This window comes from Dyadobacter sp. CY327 (assembly GCF_021390415.1).
In the GTDB taxonomy this organism is placed as follows: Bacteria; Bacteroidota; Bacteroidia; order Cytophagales; family Spirosomataceae; genus Dyadobacter; species Dyadobacter chenhuakuii.
On the sequence record NZ_JAJUXJ010000008.1, the window covers coordinates 486387 to 505019 of the forward strand.

Consider the following 18633-nt stretch of genomic DNA (forward strand, 5'->3'; position numbering starts at 1 on the left):
TGCAAAAAAACCAACAAATGATGGACAAAGCCGCGTTGCGTAAAGATTTCCTATCCAAAAGAATGTCGCTGACGGAAGATGACATTTTGGTCAAAAATAATCTGATCTGTCAGAATCTGTTTGCAGCACTTACATTACAAGGACCGGAAACGATTCATCTTTTTTTGCCCCAAATCGTTAAAAATGAGATTGATACCTGGCAGATAGTCAATCAATTACAAGCTTCATCTTCTCAAATCCGGATCGTTGCGCCTTACGTCATTCCAGGCACCAAAGAAATGGAACATTATCTTTTGGATAAAAACACAAAGCTGATCACCAATCCATGGGGCATTCCGGAGCCGGATCCTGCGACTTCAATACGCCTCAATGTTGAGGAAATTGATCGCGTTTACATTCCGCTGCTGGCTTTCGACGAGCGGGGTTACCGGGTGGGTTATGGCGGTGGTTATTATGACCGTTTTCTGGCTAAATGTCGTCCTGACGTTGTTAAAACAGGTCTTTCCTTTTTTGAGCCGGTTTCTAAAATCGATGACATTGATCCTTACGACATTCCAATGAATGCCTGCATAACGCCTGAAAAAATCTGGACTTGTAACTGATTTTCGTTTTCCTGGCTGAAATTCAGCGCATAAAATGTAAAAATCCACATTCATTCTAAATTTCCTCGTAAATTTGCGGCACTTTTCAACTGCTCAGGCACGCGAAAGGGATCAAATTTCTATCCACTTTTTATCTTAATGCTAGAATGAAAATCGCAGTAGTAGGCGCTACCGGTTTGGTAGGCGGCGAAATCCTCAAAGTGCTCGAAGAGCGTAATTTCCCGGTGACGGAATTATTAGCCGTTGCATCAGAAAGATCTGTTGGTAAGGAAGTTACATTCAAGGGTAAACAGATAAAGGTGATCGGATTTGAGGACGCGATTGCAGCCAAACCTGAAATAGCGATATTTTCGGCTGGTGGCAGCACGTCATTAGAGCTTGCGCCAAGATTCGCAGAAGCGGGAATTACAGTTATCGATAATTCCTCGGCATGGAGAATGGACCCGACCAAAAAACTGGTGGTTCCTGAAATCAATGCTGGCGAATTGACCAAAGAAGACAAAATTATTGCAAACCCAAACTGCTCAACCATTCAAATGGTGGTGGTTTTGAATCCTTTGCACCAAAAATATAAGATCAAACGCGTGGTGGTTTCCACTTACCAATCTGTAACGGGAACTGGTAAGGCGGCCGTTGATCAGCTTTTCTCAGAGCGCGCCGGCGATCACAGCCGCGGAAAAGTATATCCGCACCAGATCGACCTGAATGTATTGCCGCATATCGACGTATTTTTGGATAACGGCTACACAAAGGAAGAGATGAAAATGACCAACGAAACGAAGAAAATCATGGGCGACGACAGCATTGCAGTAACTGCAACAACGGTTCGTATCCCAACGATCGGTGGTCACTCTGAGGCGGTTAACATTGAATTTGAGAACGAATTTGATCTGGATGAAGTGCGTCAGATCCTGAGCGAGGCGGAAGGCGTGATTTTGCAGGATGATCCTAAAAACGCGCTTTATCCAATGCCATTAACAGCACACGGCAAGGACGAAACATTCGTAGGCCGCATCCGCCGCGACGAATCTCAGCCTAAAACATTGAACCTGTGGATTGTAGCAGATAACCTTCGCAAAGGAGCAGCCACGAACACAGTTCAGATTGCGGAGTTTTTAGCCAAGCATGATTTGGTAGGCGTTGCACAGGCTGTTTAAGTTTAAAACAAAATAAGAGAAAATGAGGAGCTGCTGAAAGGCGGCTTCTTTTTTGCCCCTAAATCCCCAGAAGGGGACTTTGCAGTTTACCGGTATGAGCAAAAGCCCCTTCAGGGGTTTCGGGCCAAGCACCATGTTATCGATCGACTTCTCCCATTACCACGTCAATAGACCCGATCACGGCCACCAGATCCGCTAGTAACGACCCTTTTGTAATTTCTCCGATCACAGAAAGGTTGTGAAAACAGCAAGAACGCGCCCTACAACGAAACGGAATGTCGGAACGGCCGTCGGAGCGGAAAAAGAAGCCTAGCTCGCCTTTCGGACTTTCGCCACGGACGTAGAAATCCATTGCCTTGGGGCGGATTTTCTTGGGAACAACAGCCTGCGGATCGAAATCGCGGGTTCGCTTGTAGTCTCCCGTAAGTTGTTCGAGGCTTTGCTCTATTAATTTCACTGATTCCCAGCATTCTATCACACGCACCCACGTCCGGTCCCAGCAATCGCCGGTTGTGCCCATAGCGCCTGTGCCGATGGGTATTTCAAAATCCAGCTCGGGATAAACGGAATAGCCGTCCACTTTTCTCAAATCGTAACGCAATCCGGAACCGCGAAGCATTGGGCCCGTGCAGCCGTAATTAATGGCAACCGGCAAGGGCAATACGCCCACATTCGCTGTGCGCTGGATGAAAATCTTGTTATCAACCACGAGCTGCTGCAATTCGGTCAGCTTGGGTTTCAGATATTTTACAAATTCAAGGCAGCGTTCTTCAAAACCCACAGGCAAATCGTAAAACAAGCCTCCGATCCAAATGTAATTGTAAAGCATTCTCGCGCCGCAGGTCCATTCCAGCAAGCGGAGGATCTGCTCGCGGTCACGCATCATCCACAAGAAAGGCGTATAAGCGCCAATGTCCATGGCATAAGTGCCCAGCGCGACGAAATGGGAAGCCAGCCGGTTAAGCTCCGCAACCACTACGCGGATGTATTCAATGCGTTTTGGAATATCATTTTCAATGCCGAGCATTCTTTCCACACCCATCACATAAGCATGCTCAGAATTCATCGACGCCACATAATCCAAGCGATCCACATAAGGAATAACCTGGTTAAATGGCAGTGATTCTGCGTGCTTTTCGAAACACCGGTGCAGGTAACCCAAATGTGGGACCACATCTACGATTATTTCCCCGTCCGTAACCACTTCCAATCGTAAAACACCGTGAGTACTAGGATGTTGCGGGCCCATATTCAACACCATTTCTTCTTTACGAAGGGTTTCGGAGTTGTATTTTGTTGGGCCTGAAACCGATAAATACTCGGGTTTATACTCGTATTGAATTGTATTGCTCATATGCTAAAATCTCACAAGCTTCTGATCATGGACTTCCACTTTTAACGGCCCGATCGGGCGTCCTTCGTTATGCAACCGGTCTACTGCCGTAACATAATATATGTATCTTTTTCCCGCCTCGGCCGTCATGTCTACATATTTTTCACCCTCATAACACATGCCTATGATGCGTCGCGGGTCATGCGCCGTGGCCTTTTCTTCGGGGCCAAAGCGGTAAATGACATAGTACCAAGCCAAATCCCCGTCTGATGCGGGCTCAGGGCGTTCCCAGGTTAGTTCGAGTCCTTTGGACAGCAATGTTGCTTTTAGACTTCTTGGAGACAATGGGGCAATGCGGTCTTTCCAGGGCATTGTAGGAACCAGCGAGGGATAACGGAAAAAATCCTGGCGGAGTGAATCAACAAAGCCAAGACTGTTGCCTTTCAGCGAACGGGAACTGAAAAAAATCGCCCCATCCGTCTCGCTTTCCCGCAAGTACCGGACCTGATTAGGGATTTCCAATGGATTGGACCAATGTTTATCTCTATCCCGATAACCTACGCGGTAAGCGCCCATTCCAATATATAAATGTCTTTCGTATGAATTTTCAGTCCACCAATCAACTAGGTTCTTGTATGGAACACGTGAAAATCCAGACGAGAAATAAACCTGCGGTGCAATGTAATCGATCCAGCCTTCCTTGATCCAGCGCCTGCTGTCGGCAAAAAGGTCGTCATAGGAAGCCAATGCACCAAAAGTTTTGGAACCTTCCGCATCACGGTCTTTATTTCTCCAAACTCCGAAAGGACTGATCCCGAATTTAAGTTTCGGCTTAACCGTTGCCAGGCCGTCATGAATTTGTTTTACCAATAAGTCAATGTTGTGTCTTCTCCAATCGGCTTTAGTGGCAAATCCTGCGCCGTACTTTTGGAATGTTGCCTCATCCTGGATAACCTGACCGGGAGCCGCATAGGGATAAAAATAATCATCAAAGTGAATGCCATCGACATCATAATTTTTGGCCACATTCACTGTCATATCCGTGATAAACTGCCTTACCTCCGGAATGCCGAAATTGAATAGCTTGTATCCATCATAACTCAGGATCCATTCGGGATGTATTTTGCTGACATTATCGGCCGAAACGCTGGTGGAAGACTTATGCACCAAGCGGTTTAAATTTAGCCAGGCATGAAATTCAAGGCCGCGCTTATGCGCCTCTGTAACCATATAATCCAACGGGTCCCACATCGGGTAAGGCTGCCTCCCCTGCCGGCCGGTAAGCCATTCCGACCAGGGTTCAGGACTTTTGGCATAAAATGCATCACCTGCCGCGCGCACTTGCACGAAAACGGCATTCATTCCTACTCCTTTATGAAAATCAAGTAGAGTGGAAAACTCCTGTTGTTGTTGCTCTGGTATAAGATTTTTGCTGCTTGGCCAGTCTATATTATCAACAGTAGCGATCCATACTGCCCTGAATTCCCTTTTTGGAGGTAAAATTTCTTCAGTATCGGTAGTCTGGGCAATACAACTTTCCATTATAAACAGAAGCAATGTAAAGGAAAGCGCAACTATTTTGATTTTTTTCACTATCTAACCAATGCAAAATGTTAATCCAATCAAAGTAACGTAATTTGGAACAAAGTTAGCCGAGAACCGTCTTAAATTCATGTCATGACGGTTTCATTTGGCTTGATTCAAAGTAAGATTGCTATAAGGTGTATTCTTGACTTTGTTATATTTCTGGCGTCCAGGCGCAGATTCGACTTTGTTTAAGGACAAAGAAACAAACCATAGATTGTTGTAATTGTGAATAATTTTTCTGCATATTTATTGTGTAATTACAAGGATTTTTGTGACATAAAGAAAACAACAAGCTTTGCAAATGCAGCTAGTAACGTTTAAACCTACATCCCGTATTGGAACCATTTGTCAAAACCACTAAGAAAAACGTCCTGTTTGAAGTTGCATGGGAGGTTTGTAACCAAGTTGGAGGAATTTATACTGTAATACGGACCAAAGTCCCTGCAATGGTAGAAAGGTGGGAAGACAACTACTTCTTGCTAGGCCCATATTTTGAGAAAAAAGCGTCATCCGAATTTGAAATAATCAGTGATCTGGAGGATTCTCCGGCAGGCCGCGTTGTGAAGCGTATGCGCGACATGGGTTACAATGTATTTTATGGCTATTGGCTCGTAACGGGCAAGCCGCGCGTCATTCTATTTGATCTGGACAGCATCATGCATGAGCTGGACACCATCAAATTCAACCTTTGGGAACGCAGCAGGATTCCAACCATTAATGTGGAACACCTGGTGAATCAAACCCTGTGTTTTGGAGAGTTCGTAAGGCTTTTCCTGAAAGAATATGCCGAAGAGAATGCAAAACGCGAGGAAATTTTTGCGCAGTTCCATGAGTGGATGGCCAGCAGCGGATTGCCTGACCTCAAAAGGGATAATGTTAAGATAGCAACCACTTTTACGACCCATGCCACCATGCTGGGCCGTTATCTTGCGCAGAATGTCAGCGGATTTTACAGCAAGCTGCCCTTTTTCGATTGGGAACAGGAAGCGAAAAATTACGGGATCCTGGCGCAATGTTCGGTTGAACGGCAGGCAGCATTAAGTGCCCATGTATTAACAACGGTAAGTGATGTTACTGCCCGTGAATGCGAAGTTTTCCTGGGCCGCATGCCCGATCTGGTGACGCCTAATGGACTGAATGTGCAACGTTTCCAGGCAGTTCATGAATTTCAAAACCTGCATTTAAAGCATAAAGAACGCATTCACGAGTTTGTTCTGGGACATTTCTTCCCGAGCTATTCATTTGATTTAGATAAAACACTTTACTTCTTCACTTCGGGCCGTTACGAATATAGTAACAAGGGTTATGACCTCACGCTGGAAGCATTGGCCCGCCTGAACTGGAAGATGGTCCAGGCGAATATGGATATGACGGTTGTCATGTTTATTGTGACCAAACAGCCTTACTATTCTGTGAATCCGGATGTGCTGCAATCGAGGGCGGTGTTAAATGAGTTGCAGGAAACTTGTACAGCCATCGAGAAAGAAGTGGGCGAGAAGCTTTTCCTGGCAGCAGCTTCGGGTGCTGACCATAAAATGCCGGATCTGAATAATTTCGTAGATGAATATTGGAGATTAAGGCTCAGAAGAACGATTCAAACTTGGAAAACGGATAAGTTACCTGCCTTTGTAACGCACGATCTGAAAGAAGAAGATGGCATTACTGAGTTTTGCAAGACAGCAAATCTTGTCAACAATGAGCGGGATAGGGTTAAAATCGTCTATCACCCTGATTTCATTTCCTCAACAAACCCACTTTTCGGACTTGATTACGGGCAATTTGTTCGTGGTTGTCACTTAGGCGTGTTCCCAAGTTACTATGAACCATGGGGTTATACACCATTGGAATGTGTAGTTAGAGGTGTTCCGACCGTAACAAGCGATCTTTCCGGTTTCGGGGATTACATTATGCAAATCATGCGGGATTATGAAAACCGCGGCATTTACGTCATCAACCGAAAATCCCAAACATTCACCCAAGCCGCTGACCAGCTCGCTGACATTCTCTTCAAATTCGTAAGAATGCAACGCCGCGACCGCATCATGCAAAGAAACCGCGTAGAAAACATTTCAGATGTATTCGACTGGATGAACCTGCGGTCTTATTATGACACCGCGCATGATCTTGCAGCGAAGCGGAGAAAGCCTTGATAGGATAAAGAATTAAATAAAGCCCATTTCAAATGTTAAATTTGAGTGGGCTTTTTTGTGAGTAAGTTTACCTAGAAACAATATACAATCGGAATAGAATGAACTACATCGAAGTTGACCTTAAAATTGACGCGGATTTTGTTGAAATATTGATGGCGGAGTTGGGGGAGGTGGGCTTTGAGTCTTTTGTGGAGACGGAGGAGGGGCTTTTGGCTTATATTCAGGAAAATGATTTTGATGCGCAAAACTTGCAGGATCTTACTGCCAAATACCTGGAATTAACGACAATAGCGGCCACATGGAAATCGTTAGAAAGAAGAAATTGGAATGAGGAGTGGGAAAAAAGCTACGAGCCAATAGAAGTTGGTGACCAGATCCGGGTGAGGGCCACCTTTCACGAGCCGGACCCTGCATTTAAATACGATTTGCTGATCCAACCGAAAATGTCTTTTGGCACCGGACATCACGAAACGACGTGGCTCGTCATGAACGAGCAGCTGCGTTTGCCCCATCAGGGAATATCGGTTATGGATGTGGGTTGCGGAACGGGGATTCTGTCCATTCTGGCTTCAAAACTAGGGGCAGAGCAGTTGTTGGGGTTTGATATCGACGAATGGGCTGTTGAGAATACAAAAGAGAATTTTTTAATGAATAATCTGGCTGCCGAGGCCGGGGTTTTCCAGGGAACAATCACAGAAGTGCCGGAAGGACAAATGTTTGGCGGGATATTGGCCAACATTAACCGGAACATTCTATTAAGCGAAATCCCTGCTTACGTAAAACATTTACAGCCTGGCGGCTGGCTGGTTACCAGCGGATTTTATGAAACGGATCAGGCTGACATTGAGCAATGTGCATCGGAAAACGGTTTGACAAAAATCAATTCCAACACGCGCAATCAATGGGCCTGTGTTGTATTTAAAAGTTGAAACAAAACCAATGAGGATACTTCGTACTGCTTTACTTTTCTGCATTCTGGCATTAGCAGGTCAAACTGCGTCTGCGCAAAACCTGAAACTTTCGGATGATCCGGGACAGTTTATGGTGCAATTGCGCAAGCTCATGGACGGCAGCCGCAACCCGCAATACATCCGCTCCGCCGCCCAGCTAGACAGCGTGTGGATGTCGGCGCTGAATACTTCCCAGCAGACAAAGTTTATCAACATTGTCAAAACACAGATTTCCAAAGGGCAAAAAGCCGGGCCGGTCATGTTCCTGCTGATCCGGAATACGCACGCATTTGCGAAGCAATCGCCCGAAAACCTGGAAGGGTTTCTGGATCTGGCAACCAGCTCGGGGCAGCAATATGATGGTAAAACATTGCAGAAAGTGCTGGAAACGGTCAGGACGGTAAATGAAACCAAGAAACTCTACGCTGCTAATTACAACTCGCTTTACCTTTTAGAAGGAAGTTATAAATATCGTTTCGACACCACGAATGCGGTTGCGGCCAACGTCGAGGCCAATGTGGCTGCTGCCAATGACAGCTGGGACACGCCTGTTGACTCCAACTTTGTGATCACACCCAAATCCAATCCCCTGCCCGTTATTTCGGGAGCACTGCTCGATTTGCAGAATGCAACATTCGCCATGGTTACTGCTGGCGATTCGGTTGTTTTCGGTCCGGCAAATGGCAGCGTTTCTTTGAAAGATGGGATTTTTGTAGGTAAAAATGGCAAGTTCAACTGGCAGGCAGGCGGTGACTCATCGATTTACGCCGATCTGGACAGTTATTCCTTCAATATTACCCAACCCAAGCTGGTCGCGGAAAATGTAACATTGCACAGTGATTCACAATTAGCTGCGCCGATCAAAGGAACATTAGAATATCGTGGGGTTAAGAAAATAAAAGGCCAGCCTGCTCCCTATCCGCGTTTTGTATCCAACGGCATCGACGCCCGCTTGAAGGAAACGCGTAAAAACATTGACTACAAAGGCGGTTTCGCGCTGATCGGGACGGAAATGTACAGCTCCTCCCTCAGCGATCTTCCCTCGACGATTAAGGTAAAATACAAGGATAAGCTCGCTTTCACGGCGCAAAGCAAGAAGTTCGTGCTTAAAGATTCGGTCATAGCAGCCTCATTTGCAACTTATTCGATGCCGCTTGGGAGCGATTCGCTATTTCATCCGGGGGTGACATTCAAATACAATGATGACGAAGGGTTGGTAAAGCTGGGCCGCGTGGAACGGACGGATTATGCGCCGCTTCCTTATAAAGACACTTATCACAAAATGAATATCTGGTCGCAGGCGATGCGGTGGCGGTTTCCGAATGATAAGGTGGAATTCTTTCGAATTAATGGCAAGCAGGTTGCGCCTGTGAAGCTGGAATCCCTGGATTATTTCAAAAAGGAGCGTTTCAAGGACATTAGCAAGGAATATGGCTTCCAGCCGCTGATTATGGCGGCGAATTACACACAAACTGAGAAAAAACAAGCTTTCCTATCAGACGATCTGGCCAGGAAATTCAAGCAGAAGCCGGAAATCATGCGCAACACATTGCAGCGCTTGACACTTGAAGAATATTTCGTTTATAATAAGGCAACGGACGAATTTGCATTAAGCAAAAAGGGAATTCTGTTTGTGCTGGCAAACCTGGATAAGGCTGATTATGACAACTTCCAGGTCACTTCTCAATTTACGGCCAATGACGAAACGGCGAACGCGACGATTTACCTTCCCGACACCATGTTAACGGTTATGGGCGTTTCGCGTTTTGTTGTGAGTGATTCTTTAAAAATTTATGCTGTTCCGCAGGACAAGAAACTGATCATTGGCAAAAACAGGAATTTTACATTAAATGGTCAAATGGTTGCCTCCAATTACCAGTTCAGAGGGCAGAACATTAAGTTTGACTACAACCAGTTTTTTGTAAATGTGGCGCCTTCGGACTCCATTACATTTACGCCGCGTGACAAATTTGCGAAAGGCCAGAAAGGCGAAGTAGGCGGTCACGTGAAATATGAAAAGGGTGGAACATTCTATTTGAGTGATCCAAAAAACAAATCAGGGCTGCAAAAAGGCGTCAAAAAGTCGCCTCGACTGGTGGTTGAGGATGGAATGATGGTTTATTTCGATCAGCCTGAGCGGGGAACTGTCGTTTACCCGAGAGAAGTCAACTTCAAGATCCCAAAGATCGATATGGGCGGTCTGGATGAGCGAGACGTGATTTTTGAAGGAACATTCAATGCAAACGGCATTATCCCGAACATTCAAACGGTCCTGAAAAGCATGCCCGACAACTCGCTTGGCTTTGAATACAAGCCGCCGGTGACGGACATGAAATTGTATGACGGAAAAGCGCTGGCCAGGTTTACGGACACGCTGACAATGGACAACACGGGTCTGCATTCCAAAGCAATTTTGAAATACATGTCGGCCTCGATGACAGCCAAAAATGTTCTGCTCACCGCCGATTCATTAATGGCATCAGGTGAAGTGGCTAGCATTAAGGAAGCGACCATTGGCAAAGGCTATTTCCCTGCCGTTCAGTTGAAGGATTACGCATTGAAATGGTATCCCAATGCAGACAGCATGTTTATTAACACCCAGGGTAAATCCTTCTCATTTTATAATGGAACTACGAGTCTGGAAGGCGGGCTGCTGTTGCGCTCGACGGGGTTATATGGAAACGGAAAGCTGAAACGAGCTGATTCTGAGCTGTCTTCTCCCGACATTAAGTTTAATAAAGATGGTTATCTGGCCAATCGCTCCGAATTTGCCATTAATAGTGTTGATCAAAAATCAACAAAGAAGCTCCTTACCGGGAAAAATGTGAACATTGATTTCAACTTCAAAACCGGCATCGCCAACTTCCTGACAGACGAAACAGGCTTCGGCACAGACTCTTCGGGAATGGAAATCCCGACTGCTTCTTACAAAACATTGATCGGCAGCGCGAAGTGGGATATGGCTAAGAAGACGATCCTGATGAAAGGATTTGGCGAAACCTCTTCGTACACATCGATGGACCCGGACCAGGAAGGGCTGACATTCAATGGTTCTGAGGCCATTTATGATGTTGAAAAAGTAACATTGAACATTAAGGGCGTTCCTTTTATTCAAACTGCGGATGTGAAGATCATCCCGGACGGTGGGTTGGTAAGCGTGGATAGCAAAGGGAAAATTGCTCCTTTGAAGAAAGCACGCATTGAAATTGATACATTAAACACCTCGCACAGAATGCGCGACGCGGACATCCGAATAGATTCCCGCAACCATTTCGAAGGATCCGCCACATATCAGTACATTACGGCCCGGAAAGACACATTCAATATCAAGATGCAGAATTTTGAATTGAGGGAAATCGGCGCGGCGGAAGAAGGAAAGAAAAAACGTGCTGATAACCAGGCTCCTGCTGCTGTCAAATACTACACAACTGCGCGTGCAGACATTAAGGAAACGGAAAACCTGCTTTTATCGCCCCGCATTCAATATAAAGGTGGAATCAACCTGATTGCCTATGAGCCTTCCTTGCAGTTGGATGGGTTTGTAAAGCCTGTTATTAAATTCAGAAAGGATTTTCAGAGCTCGTGGATTGTCTACAAAGATGCTCCCGGCGAGACTGTGGCTATCAAAATTGACAAAGAACTGAAAAACGAGCATGACATTCCACTTTCGGTAGGCTTGCATTATAATGAAGCAAAAGGCATGTATATGTCGTTCCTTTCGCCCAAGGATTCGGACGGTGATGAGGACATTTATTCTGCTCAGGGTGCATTGAATTATGATGAAGATGAAAAAGCATTCAAAGTAATGCCGCCTCCGGGTGCCGATGGGCTTATCGATGAAGCTAATGCTTTGCGTTTTGATGATAAGACCGGCCTGGCAACATTCTCCGGCCCTTTGAAACTGACCGGCGCGACCTGGCTGCAAGCCGTAGGAACGGGTGAAGCACAGGTTGATAGCGCCCGGTTCTCATTTAATACAATGCTGTTAATGAAACTCCCGGCACTGGAACCGATATCGCAGCCCTTAGCAGCCAAAATCGTGGAAGTTAACCTGGAAGAGCAAAACAGCACGGCCGCTGATGATGATGCTGAGCAACTGAATAATAAGCTTTCCGCATTAATCGGCCCGAAAGCAACGGATGCTTATGCCAAACTCACTGCGGCAGGTTACAAGCCGCTTTTTGAGGCCTCCCCGGCGCTGGATGTGCCTATGCTTTTATCCAATGTGAACTTGAACTGGTCTGCCTCACATGGGGCATATTATTCGCAGGGGCCGATTGGTGTGGCGAATTTGGGTAGAAACAACATTAATGCGCAAACGGAAGGGGTCCTGGAAATCAGGCGGTCTGTCGATGGGGATGAATTTAGTTTGTATTTGCAGGCGTCTCCGGACGTGTGGTATTATTTTGACTACAAACTCGGTGAGTTGGGAGTGGTTTCGTCGCAGGTTGACTTCAATGATCAGATTACAGCGAAGTCGAAAAATGTGAAGTCGAAGGATATGTCGCTGGTGTCGATCGGTTCTGAGGAGAAGGATGCATTTGTAAACCGCTTCGATGATTTTTACCAGCCAGCGATCAAGAAAGCTAAGTTAGCGGCTAAAACGGCGAAGAAGAAAGTGGTTCCGGCAGAAGCTAAAAAGAAGAAGGTGGAACCTACCGAAGGATTTTGATGTCTTTGTAGAAGTGGCAATAGTTAATGCTACAAATTGAAAAAATGCTTGTATAATGTTAGTTTTGTATCCTTTTTGCTTGTAAAATCCCCTCGCTATCGTATTTTTGGACAAAACATTTCAACGTTTAAAATTTTCTGCGAATAGTACAATATGATTATTGCCTTATTAATAACTACGATTATCGCTGCCTATTTGTTGGGATCAATCCCGAGTTCAGTTTGGTACGGAATAGGATATTTTGGAATTGATGTAAGAAAACATGGCAGCGGAAATGCCGGCGCAACAAACACTTTCCGGATCTTGGGAAAACGCGCAGGGACTGTTGTGATGCTGATTGATGTATTGAAAGGTTGGACAGCAACATGCCTCGCTTCAATGCTGTTTTATATGAATGCGATTGGCGAGACGGAGCTTTTGATGTACAAAATCATTTTTGGGATCATCGCTATCATCGGTCATATTTTCCCGGTTTTTGTCAAATTTAAAGGCGGTAAGGGAATTGCTACATTGCTTGGTATGGTGCTCGCTATTCAGCCGGAACTTGCTTCTGTTTGCATCGCGATTTTCATTCTGACATTACTGGCTTCTCAATATGTTTCGTTAAGCTCTATTCTGGCGACGCTTGCGTTTCCGGTGCTTTCCTGGCTGGGCGTTTTTGGCCATCCGGAGCCGTTGCTGATCGTTTTTGGGTTTACAATGTTTGTGCTGGTTGTCTTTACACACAAAAAGAACATTGTAAGGCTTATGAATGGCAATGAAAACAGGGTAAGTCTTTTTGCAAAATCAAAAGCGAACAACGGTCGCTAACAGATATAATTTCAAAAAACAGCCTCTAAGGATCGACCTTAGGGGCTATTTTTTTATCTTGCCCGGCCGTTCAGCGGCACATTGAACCACTAACTTCTGACCTGATGCTTGATTATATTGATAAAAACCGCGACCGATTTGTAAATGAGCTTCTGGATCTGCTGAGGATCCCGTCTGTAAGCGCCGATTCCAAATTTAAGCCAGACATGCTTAAAGCAGCCGAATTCGTGCGTGATCGGATTGCGGAAGCAGGTGCGGATCGTGTTGAAATTTACGAGACGGCTGGCCATCCGGTTGTTTACGGCGAAAAGATCATTGATCCAGCGCTTCCTACGGTGCTTATTTACGGACATTATGACGTCCAGCCAGCTGATCCGTATGAGCTTTGGAATTCCCCACCATTTGAGCCGGTGATTAAAAATGAGCGCATTTATGCAAGAGGTTCCTGCGATGATAAGGGCCAGTTTTATATGCACATTAAGGCACTGGAAACCATGCTGGCAACGGATAACCTTACTTGCAATGTAAAAATTATGATCGAAGGCGAAGAAGAAATTGGCTCCTCGAATCTTGGATCATTTGTCAGCGCACATAAGGAAATGCTGAAATGCGACACCATCCTGATTTCGGACACAAGCATTATCGCCAACGATGTGCCTTCCATTGAAACCGGCCTGCGCGGACTGACTTACGTAGAAGTGGAGGTCGTAGGGGCCAATCGTGACTTACATTCGGGCGTTTACGGCGGCGGCGTTGCTAACCCCATCAATGTGCTTTGCGAAATGATTGCGTCGCTTAAAGATGAAAACGGCCACATTACCATTCCGGGCTTTTACGACAATGTAGAAGAGCTCACCACCGAAGAACGGGCAGCATTAAACGCAGCGCCATTTGATCTGGATGAATACAAAAAAGATCTCCATATCGACGACATTATGGGCGAGGCTGGTTACTCGACCATTGAAAGAACTTCCGTGCGGCCAACATTGGATGTGAATGGAATTTGGGGCGGCTATATCGGCGAAGGTGCGAAAACAGTGCTTCCATCGAAGGCAAATGCAAAAATCTCCATGCGCCTGGTGCCTAACCAAACGGACGATGAAATCCTTGCACTATTTACCAAACATTTCGAATCGATCGCGCCAGCATCTGTAAAAGTAAAGATCTCTCCACATCACGGCGGCCTGCCTTATGTCACGCCAACCGATTCTGTGGAATATAAAGCCGCAGAAATGGCAATGGAAGAATCTTTTGGCAAGAAACCAATTCCAACCCGCGGTGGTGGAAGCATTCCTATTGTCGCATTATTTGAGCAGGAGCTGGGATGCAAAAGCATTCTCATGGGTTTTGGACTAGATATTGATGCTTTGCATTCTCCTAACGAGAGCTATGGGCTATTCAATTATTACAAAGGCATCGAAACAATTCCGCTATTTTTTAAACATTATGCAGAGCTAAAAGCTGCTAAGGCATAAAAACCTGGCAAGTTTTTAGCTTGCCAGGTTTTATCGTAGTCTTTGTAATGACATAGTGATAAGATCTTAGCGCTTCCTTCGCTGGTCGCGCTTCATCTTTTTAAGGTTAGCAATGGCCGCCTTGGCTTCTTTGTCTTGGCTGGTTTTCTTATCAGCTTTGTCAGCCGCCAGCTTGTAGTAGCGCAGCGCTTCGTCGTAATCTTTTTTAATTTCTGCTATTTTGCCCAATCCAATTAACGATGAAACGTAGTAACCGGCGTTCATTGAGTTGGTTTGGGTGGAATAGTCAATTGCTTTCTGATAAAATTTGGACGCCGCGTCATAGTTTTTATGATACGTCATGTTGTAATAAGCGAGCACATAAGCAGCATTGCGGCCACTTACGCCTTCATAACCCGGCATTCCGCTGCTTATTTTATCGATAATGTTCTGCGCAGCCTTTTCGGCTTCGGCCATTTTGCCTGTTACAAATGCAGTCCGGCAAAAATAACGCTCGAAATACGGATTGTTGGGGTAGGTCTGCCACATGTATTTCGCCATTTCGTATGCTTTGCTGTACTCATTCTCCATGCTGTAAATCTGCAAGAGAAAGTAACGGGCTTCCACACGCGTGTAAAATGCATTGTTTCCGACTTTTTCCAATTGCTGTTCACCGAGCTTCTTGTTGCCTTTTGGAAAAAGCGACATGATGGGCTTTAAAATCGGATATTCTTTCGGGACCCATTCCGCATAATAATTGTAAAGACCGTCGCCAAAGAGCAATTCCGGCGTCAGATCGCCATTTCCTTTGCATTGCTCGAAGTATTTCAAAGACTTCTTGCCGGCAAAAGCCGCTTTTGTCCAGCTTTCTCTTTCGGCATACAACCGTCCTTTGAATGCATAAGCCGCAGCCAGGAAGAATGCAGGCTCTACTTTGTTTTTCTCTTTATCATAAAGCACTTCCGCCAGGTTAATGGTCGAATCCATTTGTGCCAGAAAAGCCTTGTCATGCGATTCATTTTCCGTATTCGGCACGATTTTCCACCATTCGGCAAGTCCCATCAGAAAGTGTGGCATAGGATGCTTTGGATAGCGATATTTCAGCCAGCGGAATTCAGTGTCCGCTTCCGCAAATTTGTAATTATAAAGCATATTAATCGCCTCTGTGGACTCAATCTGAACGCTGGGATTTTTCAGGATCATATCGTAATTCTTGTCCAGTTCGGCCGAAGAATACAATTGAGCAGAGGCAAATTGAATGGAAAATGCAGTTAAGAAACAGTATGTGGCTATATGTTTGAGTTGGCTTTTCATATCAGGGGTAAATCTCCCTAATTAACGCGGGAATTTTATTTTACGTTTGCCACAGGCCGGGTTTTTGAAAAAAGAGTTAATATTGATCCTCAGACCGTTCCGCAGTTTCTGACAAACCATTTTCAAGTTATCCATCACCTGTAAGGGTTTTTGGTAAAATCGACACCTCTTAATATGATCAATGTTCTTGATAAAAAATTCGTCCCTCTTATTACCACGGAAGCTATTGAAACACGCATTACTGCGCTTGCAAAAGAGATCTCTACGGATTATGAAGGCCGCTGTCCGCTTTTCATTGTTGTACTGAATGGCGCTTTCCTTTTTGCAAGTGAATTGGTCAAACGAATTCCCCTATCCTGCGAAATTACATTTATTAGGCTGGCCTCTTACTCGCAAACGCAATCCAGCGGCTCTGTGCGGGAAATTATAGGTCTAAATGACAGTATTGAAGGCCGGGACATTATCATTATTGAGGACATTGTAGACACGGGACTAACGATGGCGCAATTACTAAGGCAGATCAATGAACTTTCGCCTGCGTCCGTAGCCATTGCCACATTACTGCATAAACCGGAAGCACTGAAAACATCTGTCGACATCCGTTATACGGGTTTTAACATAGATAATAAATTTGTGGTCGGTTATGGGCTGGATTATGACGGCATGGGCCGCAATCTGGATGCTATTTACGTTTTAGCCTGATTTAAGATTACATTATGAACATACAATTTTTCGGAGCCGCAAGAACCGTAACTGGTAGCAAACACCTGATCACTACTGAAAAAGGGACTAAAATATTACTGGATTGCGGGCTGTTTCAGGGCATCCAGACCGACGAGCTGAATGAGAAATTCGGCTTCAAGCCATCCGAGGTGGATTACCTGATTTTATCTCACGCTCACATTGATCACTCCGGATTGATTCCGCGGCTGGTTAAGCAAGGTTTTTCCGGCCCTATTTATTGTACAGCTGCCACGGTAGACCTTTGCAGGGTTATGCTGTTGGATAGCGCGCATATTCAGGAAAAAGATTTGGAGCGGATTAATCGGCGAAGGGAAAAACAAGGCCGCCCGTTGCTGGATGAGCTTTATAACACCGAAGATGCCGTTCATGCACTAAGCTTGTTTAAAAGTGTGCAGTATGGTCAGACATTCTATCTGGGAGAAGATAAAGAAGTTGCAGTTGTATTAACGGATGCCGCACATTTGCTGGGCAGCGCCGCGGTTCATATGACCATTCCCGACGCAGGTACATATAAGCAGGTAACTTTCACCGGTGACATTGGACGCCCCGAGGACAGAATTCTCCGTAAACCGGACGTTTTCCCGCAAGCAGATTTTATTATATGCGAATCAACCTACGGCGACCGCCTACACGAGAAGCAAACAGACATGCAGGGCCATCTTTTGGAGATCGTTCATGAGACTTGCGTCGTAAGGAAAGGCAAACTGATCATTCCCGCATTCGCCATAGACCGCACGCAAGAGCTTATATATGCATTAGACCAATTATCGAGCTCAGGAAAATTGCCGCAGATCCCGGTCTACATCGACAGTCCCCTGGCAATCCGTGCCACAAAGATTATGAAGGAGCACGACGAATGCTTCAATCCGGAAATTCTGGCTTACATTGAGAAAGACGGCGATGCATTTGCTTTCCCTTATCTGAAATACATTTCTGACGTCAATGAGTCCATTGTGCTCAACGATAAGGACGAACCGTGCATCATCATTTCGGCATCCGGAATGGCCGAAGCAGGGCGGATTAAGCATCATATCAAAAACAACATCGGGGATGCCCGGTCCACCGTTCTATTAGTTGGCTACGCATCTGGCAATACACTCGCAGGAGCTCTGAAAAGAGGCGACAAGCAGGTGAATATATTTGGCGAGCAATTTGAGGTGAAATGCCAGGTAAAATCCATGGAGTCGTTTTCAGGGCATGGCGATTACAATGAAATGCTTGACTTCCTTTCTTGCCAGACACCGGAGCGGGTTAAGAAAGTGTTTCTGGTTCACGGGGAGTATGAAACACAGGTTGCTTTCAAGTTGAAGCTGCAAGCGGCAGGATTTAAAGACATTTTGATTCCAGCTCAGTTCGAGAACATCAAACTATAAAAGTTTCTATTTTTTAGCCGCTTCCAGCTGGTTAAAAAGAAAACATTACTATTTTTGCCAACCAGTTTTTTATGCCGAAGTGGTGAAATTGGTAGACACGCACGTTTCAGAGGCGTGTGGGGGTTGCCCTGTGTGGGTTCGAGTCCCATCTTCGGCACAACATTAGGACCTCAATGAGCTAGATGATAGCGAGTTGAGGTTTTTTTGTGTCTGACAAAAAGCGTATGGCCCGTTTGGCCATGTCCTATTCAACTTCTTAGACCTCAAAGCAAAAAAAGAACATCCTTTTAAGACAGTCTTCGTCACATTTCCAGAGTCACCTAATCACAAAAAAAGACCATCCTTATGAGATGGTCTTTGAATGGTATTGTGGCGGCTACCTACTTTACCAGGTTTGATCCAAGTATCATCGGCGGTTCTGGGCTTAACTTCTCTGTTCGGGATGGGAAGAGGTGAACACCAGGCCAATAGCCACCAACAAGGTCTT

General features: G+C 45.5%; 12 protein-coding genes, 1 tRNA gene and 1 rRNA gene. 10 read left to right on the forward strand and 4 right to left on the reverse strand.

Annotation, left to right across the window (positions count from 1 at the left end; all coding sequences use genetic code 11):
- Positions 1-17: 17 nt before the first annotated feature.
- A complete protein-coding gene (locus tag LZG74_RS25040; RefSeq protein WP_233799188.1) occupies positions 18-602 on the forward strand; it encodes a 5-formyltetrahydrofolate cyclo-ligase in 585 nt (194 codons plus the stop codon).
- 146 nt (positions 603-748) lie between these two features.
- Positions 749-1759, forward strand: a complete 1011-nt coding sequence (locus LZG74_RS25045; RefSeq protein ID WP_233799189.1) for an aspartate-semialdehyde dehydrogenase — start codon at positions 749-751, stop codon at positions 1757-1759.
- A gap of 136 nt (positions 1760-1895) precedes the next feature.
- Here LZG74_RS25045 and LZG74_RS25050 read toward each other — a convergent pair whose 3' ends face one another.
- Together LZG74_RS25050 and LZG74_RS25055 are read right to left on the reverse strand one after the other, a co-directional pair.
- The gene (locus LZG74_RS25050) at positions 1896-3113 is read right to left on the reverse strand and encodes an NADH-quinone oxidoreductase subunit D (RefSeq protein WP_233799190.1); all 1218 of its coding nucleotides are present in this window, start codon (positions 3111-3113) and stop codon (positions 1896-1898) included.
- 3 nt (positions 3114-3116) lie between these two features.
- Complete coding sequence (locus tag LZG74_RS25055; protein ID WP_233799191.1) at positions 3117-4634, reverse strand: glycoside hydrolase family 10 protein; 1518 nt, start codon at positions 4632-4634, stop codon at positions 3117-3119.
- Between the two features lie 380 nt (positions 4635-5014).
- On the opposite strand from LZG74_RS25055, the gene LZG74_RS25060 reads away from it, so the two are divergent.
- The 5 genes from LZG74_RS25060 (at position 5015) to LZG74_RS25080 (ending at position 14736) form a co-directional block, all read left to right on the forward strand.
- Positions 5015-6829 (forward strand): glycogen synthase, encoded by a 1815-nt coding sequence (locus LZG74_RS25060; RefSeq protein WP_233799192.1) that lies wholly within the window; start codon positions 5015-5017, stop codon positions 6827-6829.
- A 98-nt stretch (positions 6830-6927) separates the two neighbouring features.
- Positions 6928-7758 (forward strand): 50S ribosomal protein L11 methyltransferase, encoded by an 831-nt coding sequence (gene prmA / locus LZG74_RS25065; protein WP_233799193.1) that lies wholly within the window; start codon positions 6928-6930, stop codon positions 7756-7758.
- 10 nt (positions 7759-7768) lie between these two features.
- A complete protein-coding gene (locus LZG74_RS25070) occupies positions 7769-12451 on the forward strand; it encodes a hypothetical protein (RefSeq protein ID WP_233799194.1) in 4683 nt (1560 codons plus the stop codon).
- 153 nt (positions 12452-12604) lie between these two features.
- On the forward strand, positions 12605-13261 hold the full coding sequence (gene plsY / locus LZG74_RS25075; RefSeq protein ID WP_233799195.1) for a glycerol-3-phosphate 1-O-acyltransferase PlsY: 657 nt from the start codon (positions 12605-12607) through the stop codon (positions 13259-13261).
- 104 nt (positions 13262-13365) lie between these two features.
- Positions 13366-14736 carry a dipeptidase gene (locus LZG74_RS25080; RefSeq protein ID WP_233799196.1) on the forward strand — a complete coding sequence of 457 codons (1371 nt, stop codon included), beginning with the start codon at positions 13366-13368 and terminating at the stop codon, positions 14734-14736.
- Positions 14737-14802: 66 nt separating this feature from the next.
- Here LZG74_RS25080 and LZG74_RS25085 read toward each other — a convergent pair whose 3' ends face one another.
- A complete protein-coding gene (locus LZG74_RS25085) occupies positions 14803-16029 on the reverse strand; it encodes a lipopolysaccharide assembly protein LapB (protein ID WP_233799197.1) in 1227 nt (408 codons plus the stop codon).
- A gap of 174 nt (positions 16030-16203) precedes the next feature.
- Between LZG74_RS25085 and hpt the strand changes: the two genes are divergently transcribed.
- The 3 genes from hpt (at position 16204) to LZG74_RS25100 (ending at position 18303) form a co-directional block, all read left to right on the forward strand.
- Positions 16204-16731: a hypoxanthine phosphoribosyltransferase gene (hpt, locus tag LZG74_RS25090; RefSeq protein ID WP_233799198.1), complete on the forward strand. Its 528-nt coding sequence runs from the start codon at positions 16204-16206 to the stop codon at positions 16729-16731.
- 14 nt (positions 16732-16745) lie between these two features.
- Entirely contained in the window at positions 16746-18146 is a 1401-nt protein-coding gene (locus LZG74_RS25095; protein WP_233799199.1) for an MBL fold metallo-hydrolase RNA specificity domain-containing protein, read from the forward strand.
- A 73-nt stretch (positions 18147-18219) separates the two neighbouring features.
- Positions 18220-18303, forward strand: a tRNA-Leu gene (locus LZG74_RS25100).
- A gap of 210 nt (positions 18304-18513) precedes the next feature.
- On the opposite strand, the gene rrf is transcribed toward LZG74_RS25100, so the two are convergent.
- Positions 18514-18625 (reverse strand): 5S ribosomal RNA (gene rrf / locus LZG74_RS25105).
- Positions 18626-18633: the final 8 nt, after the last annotated feature.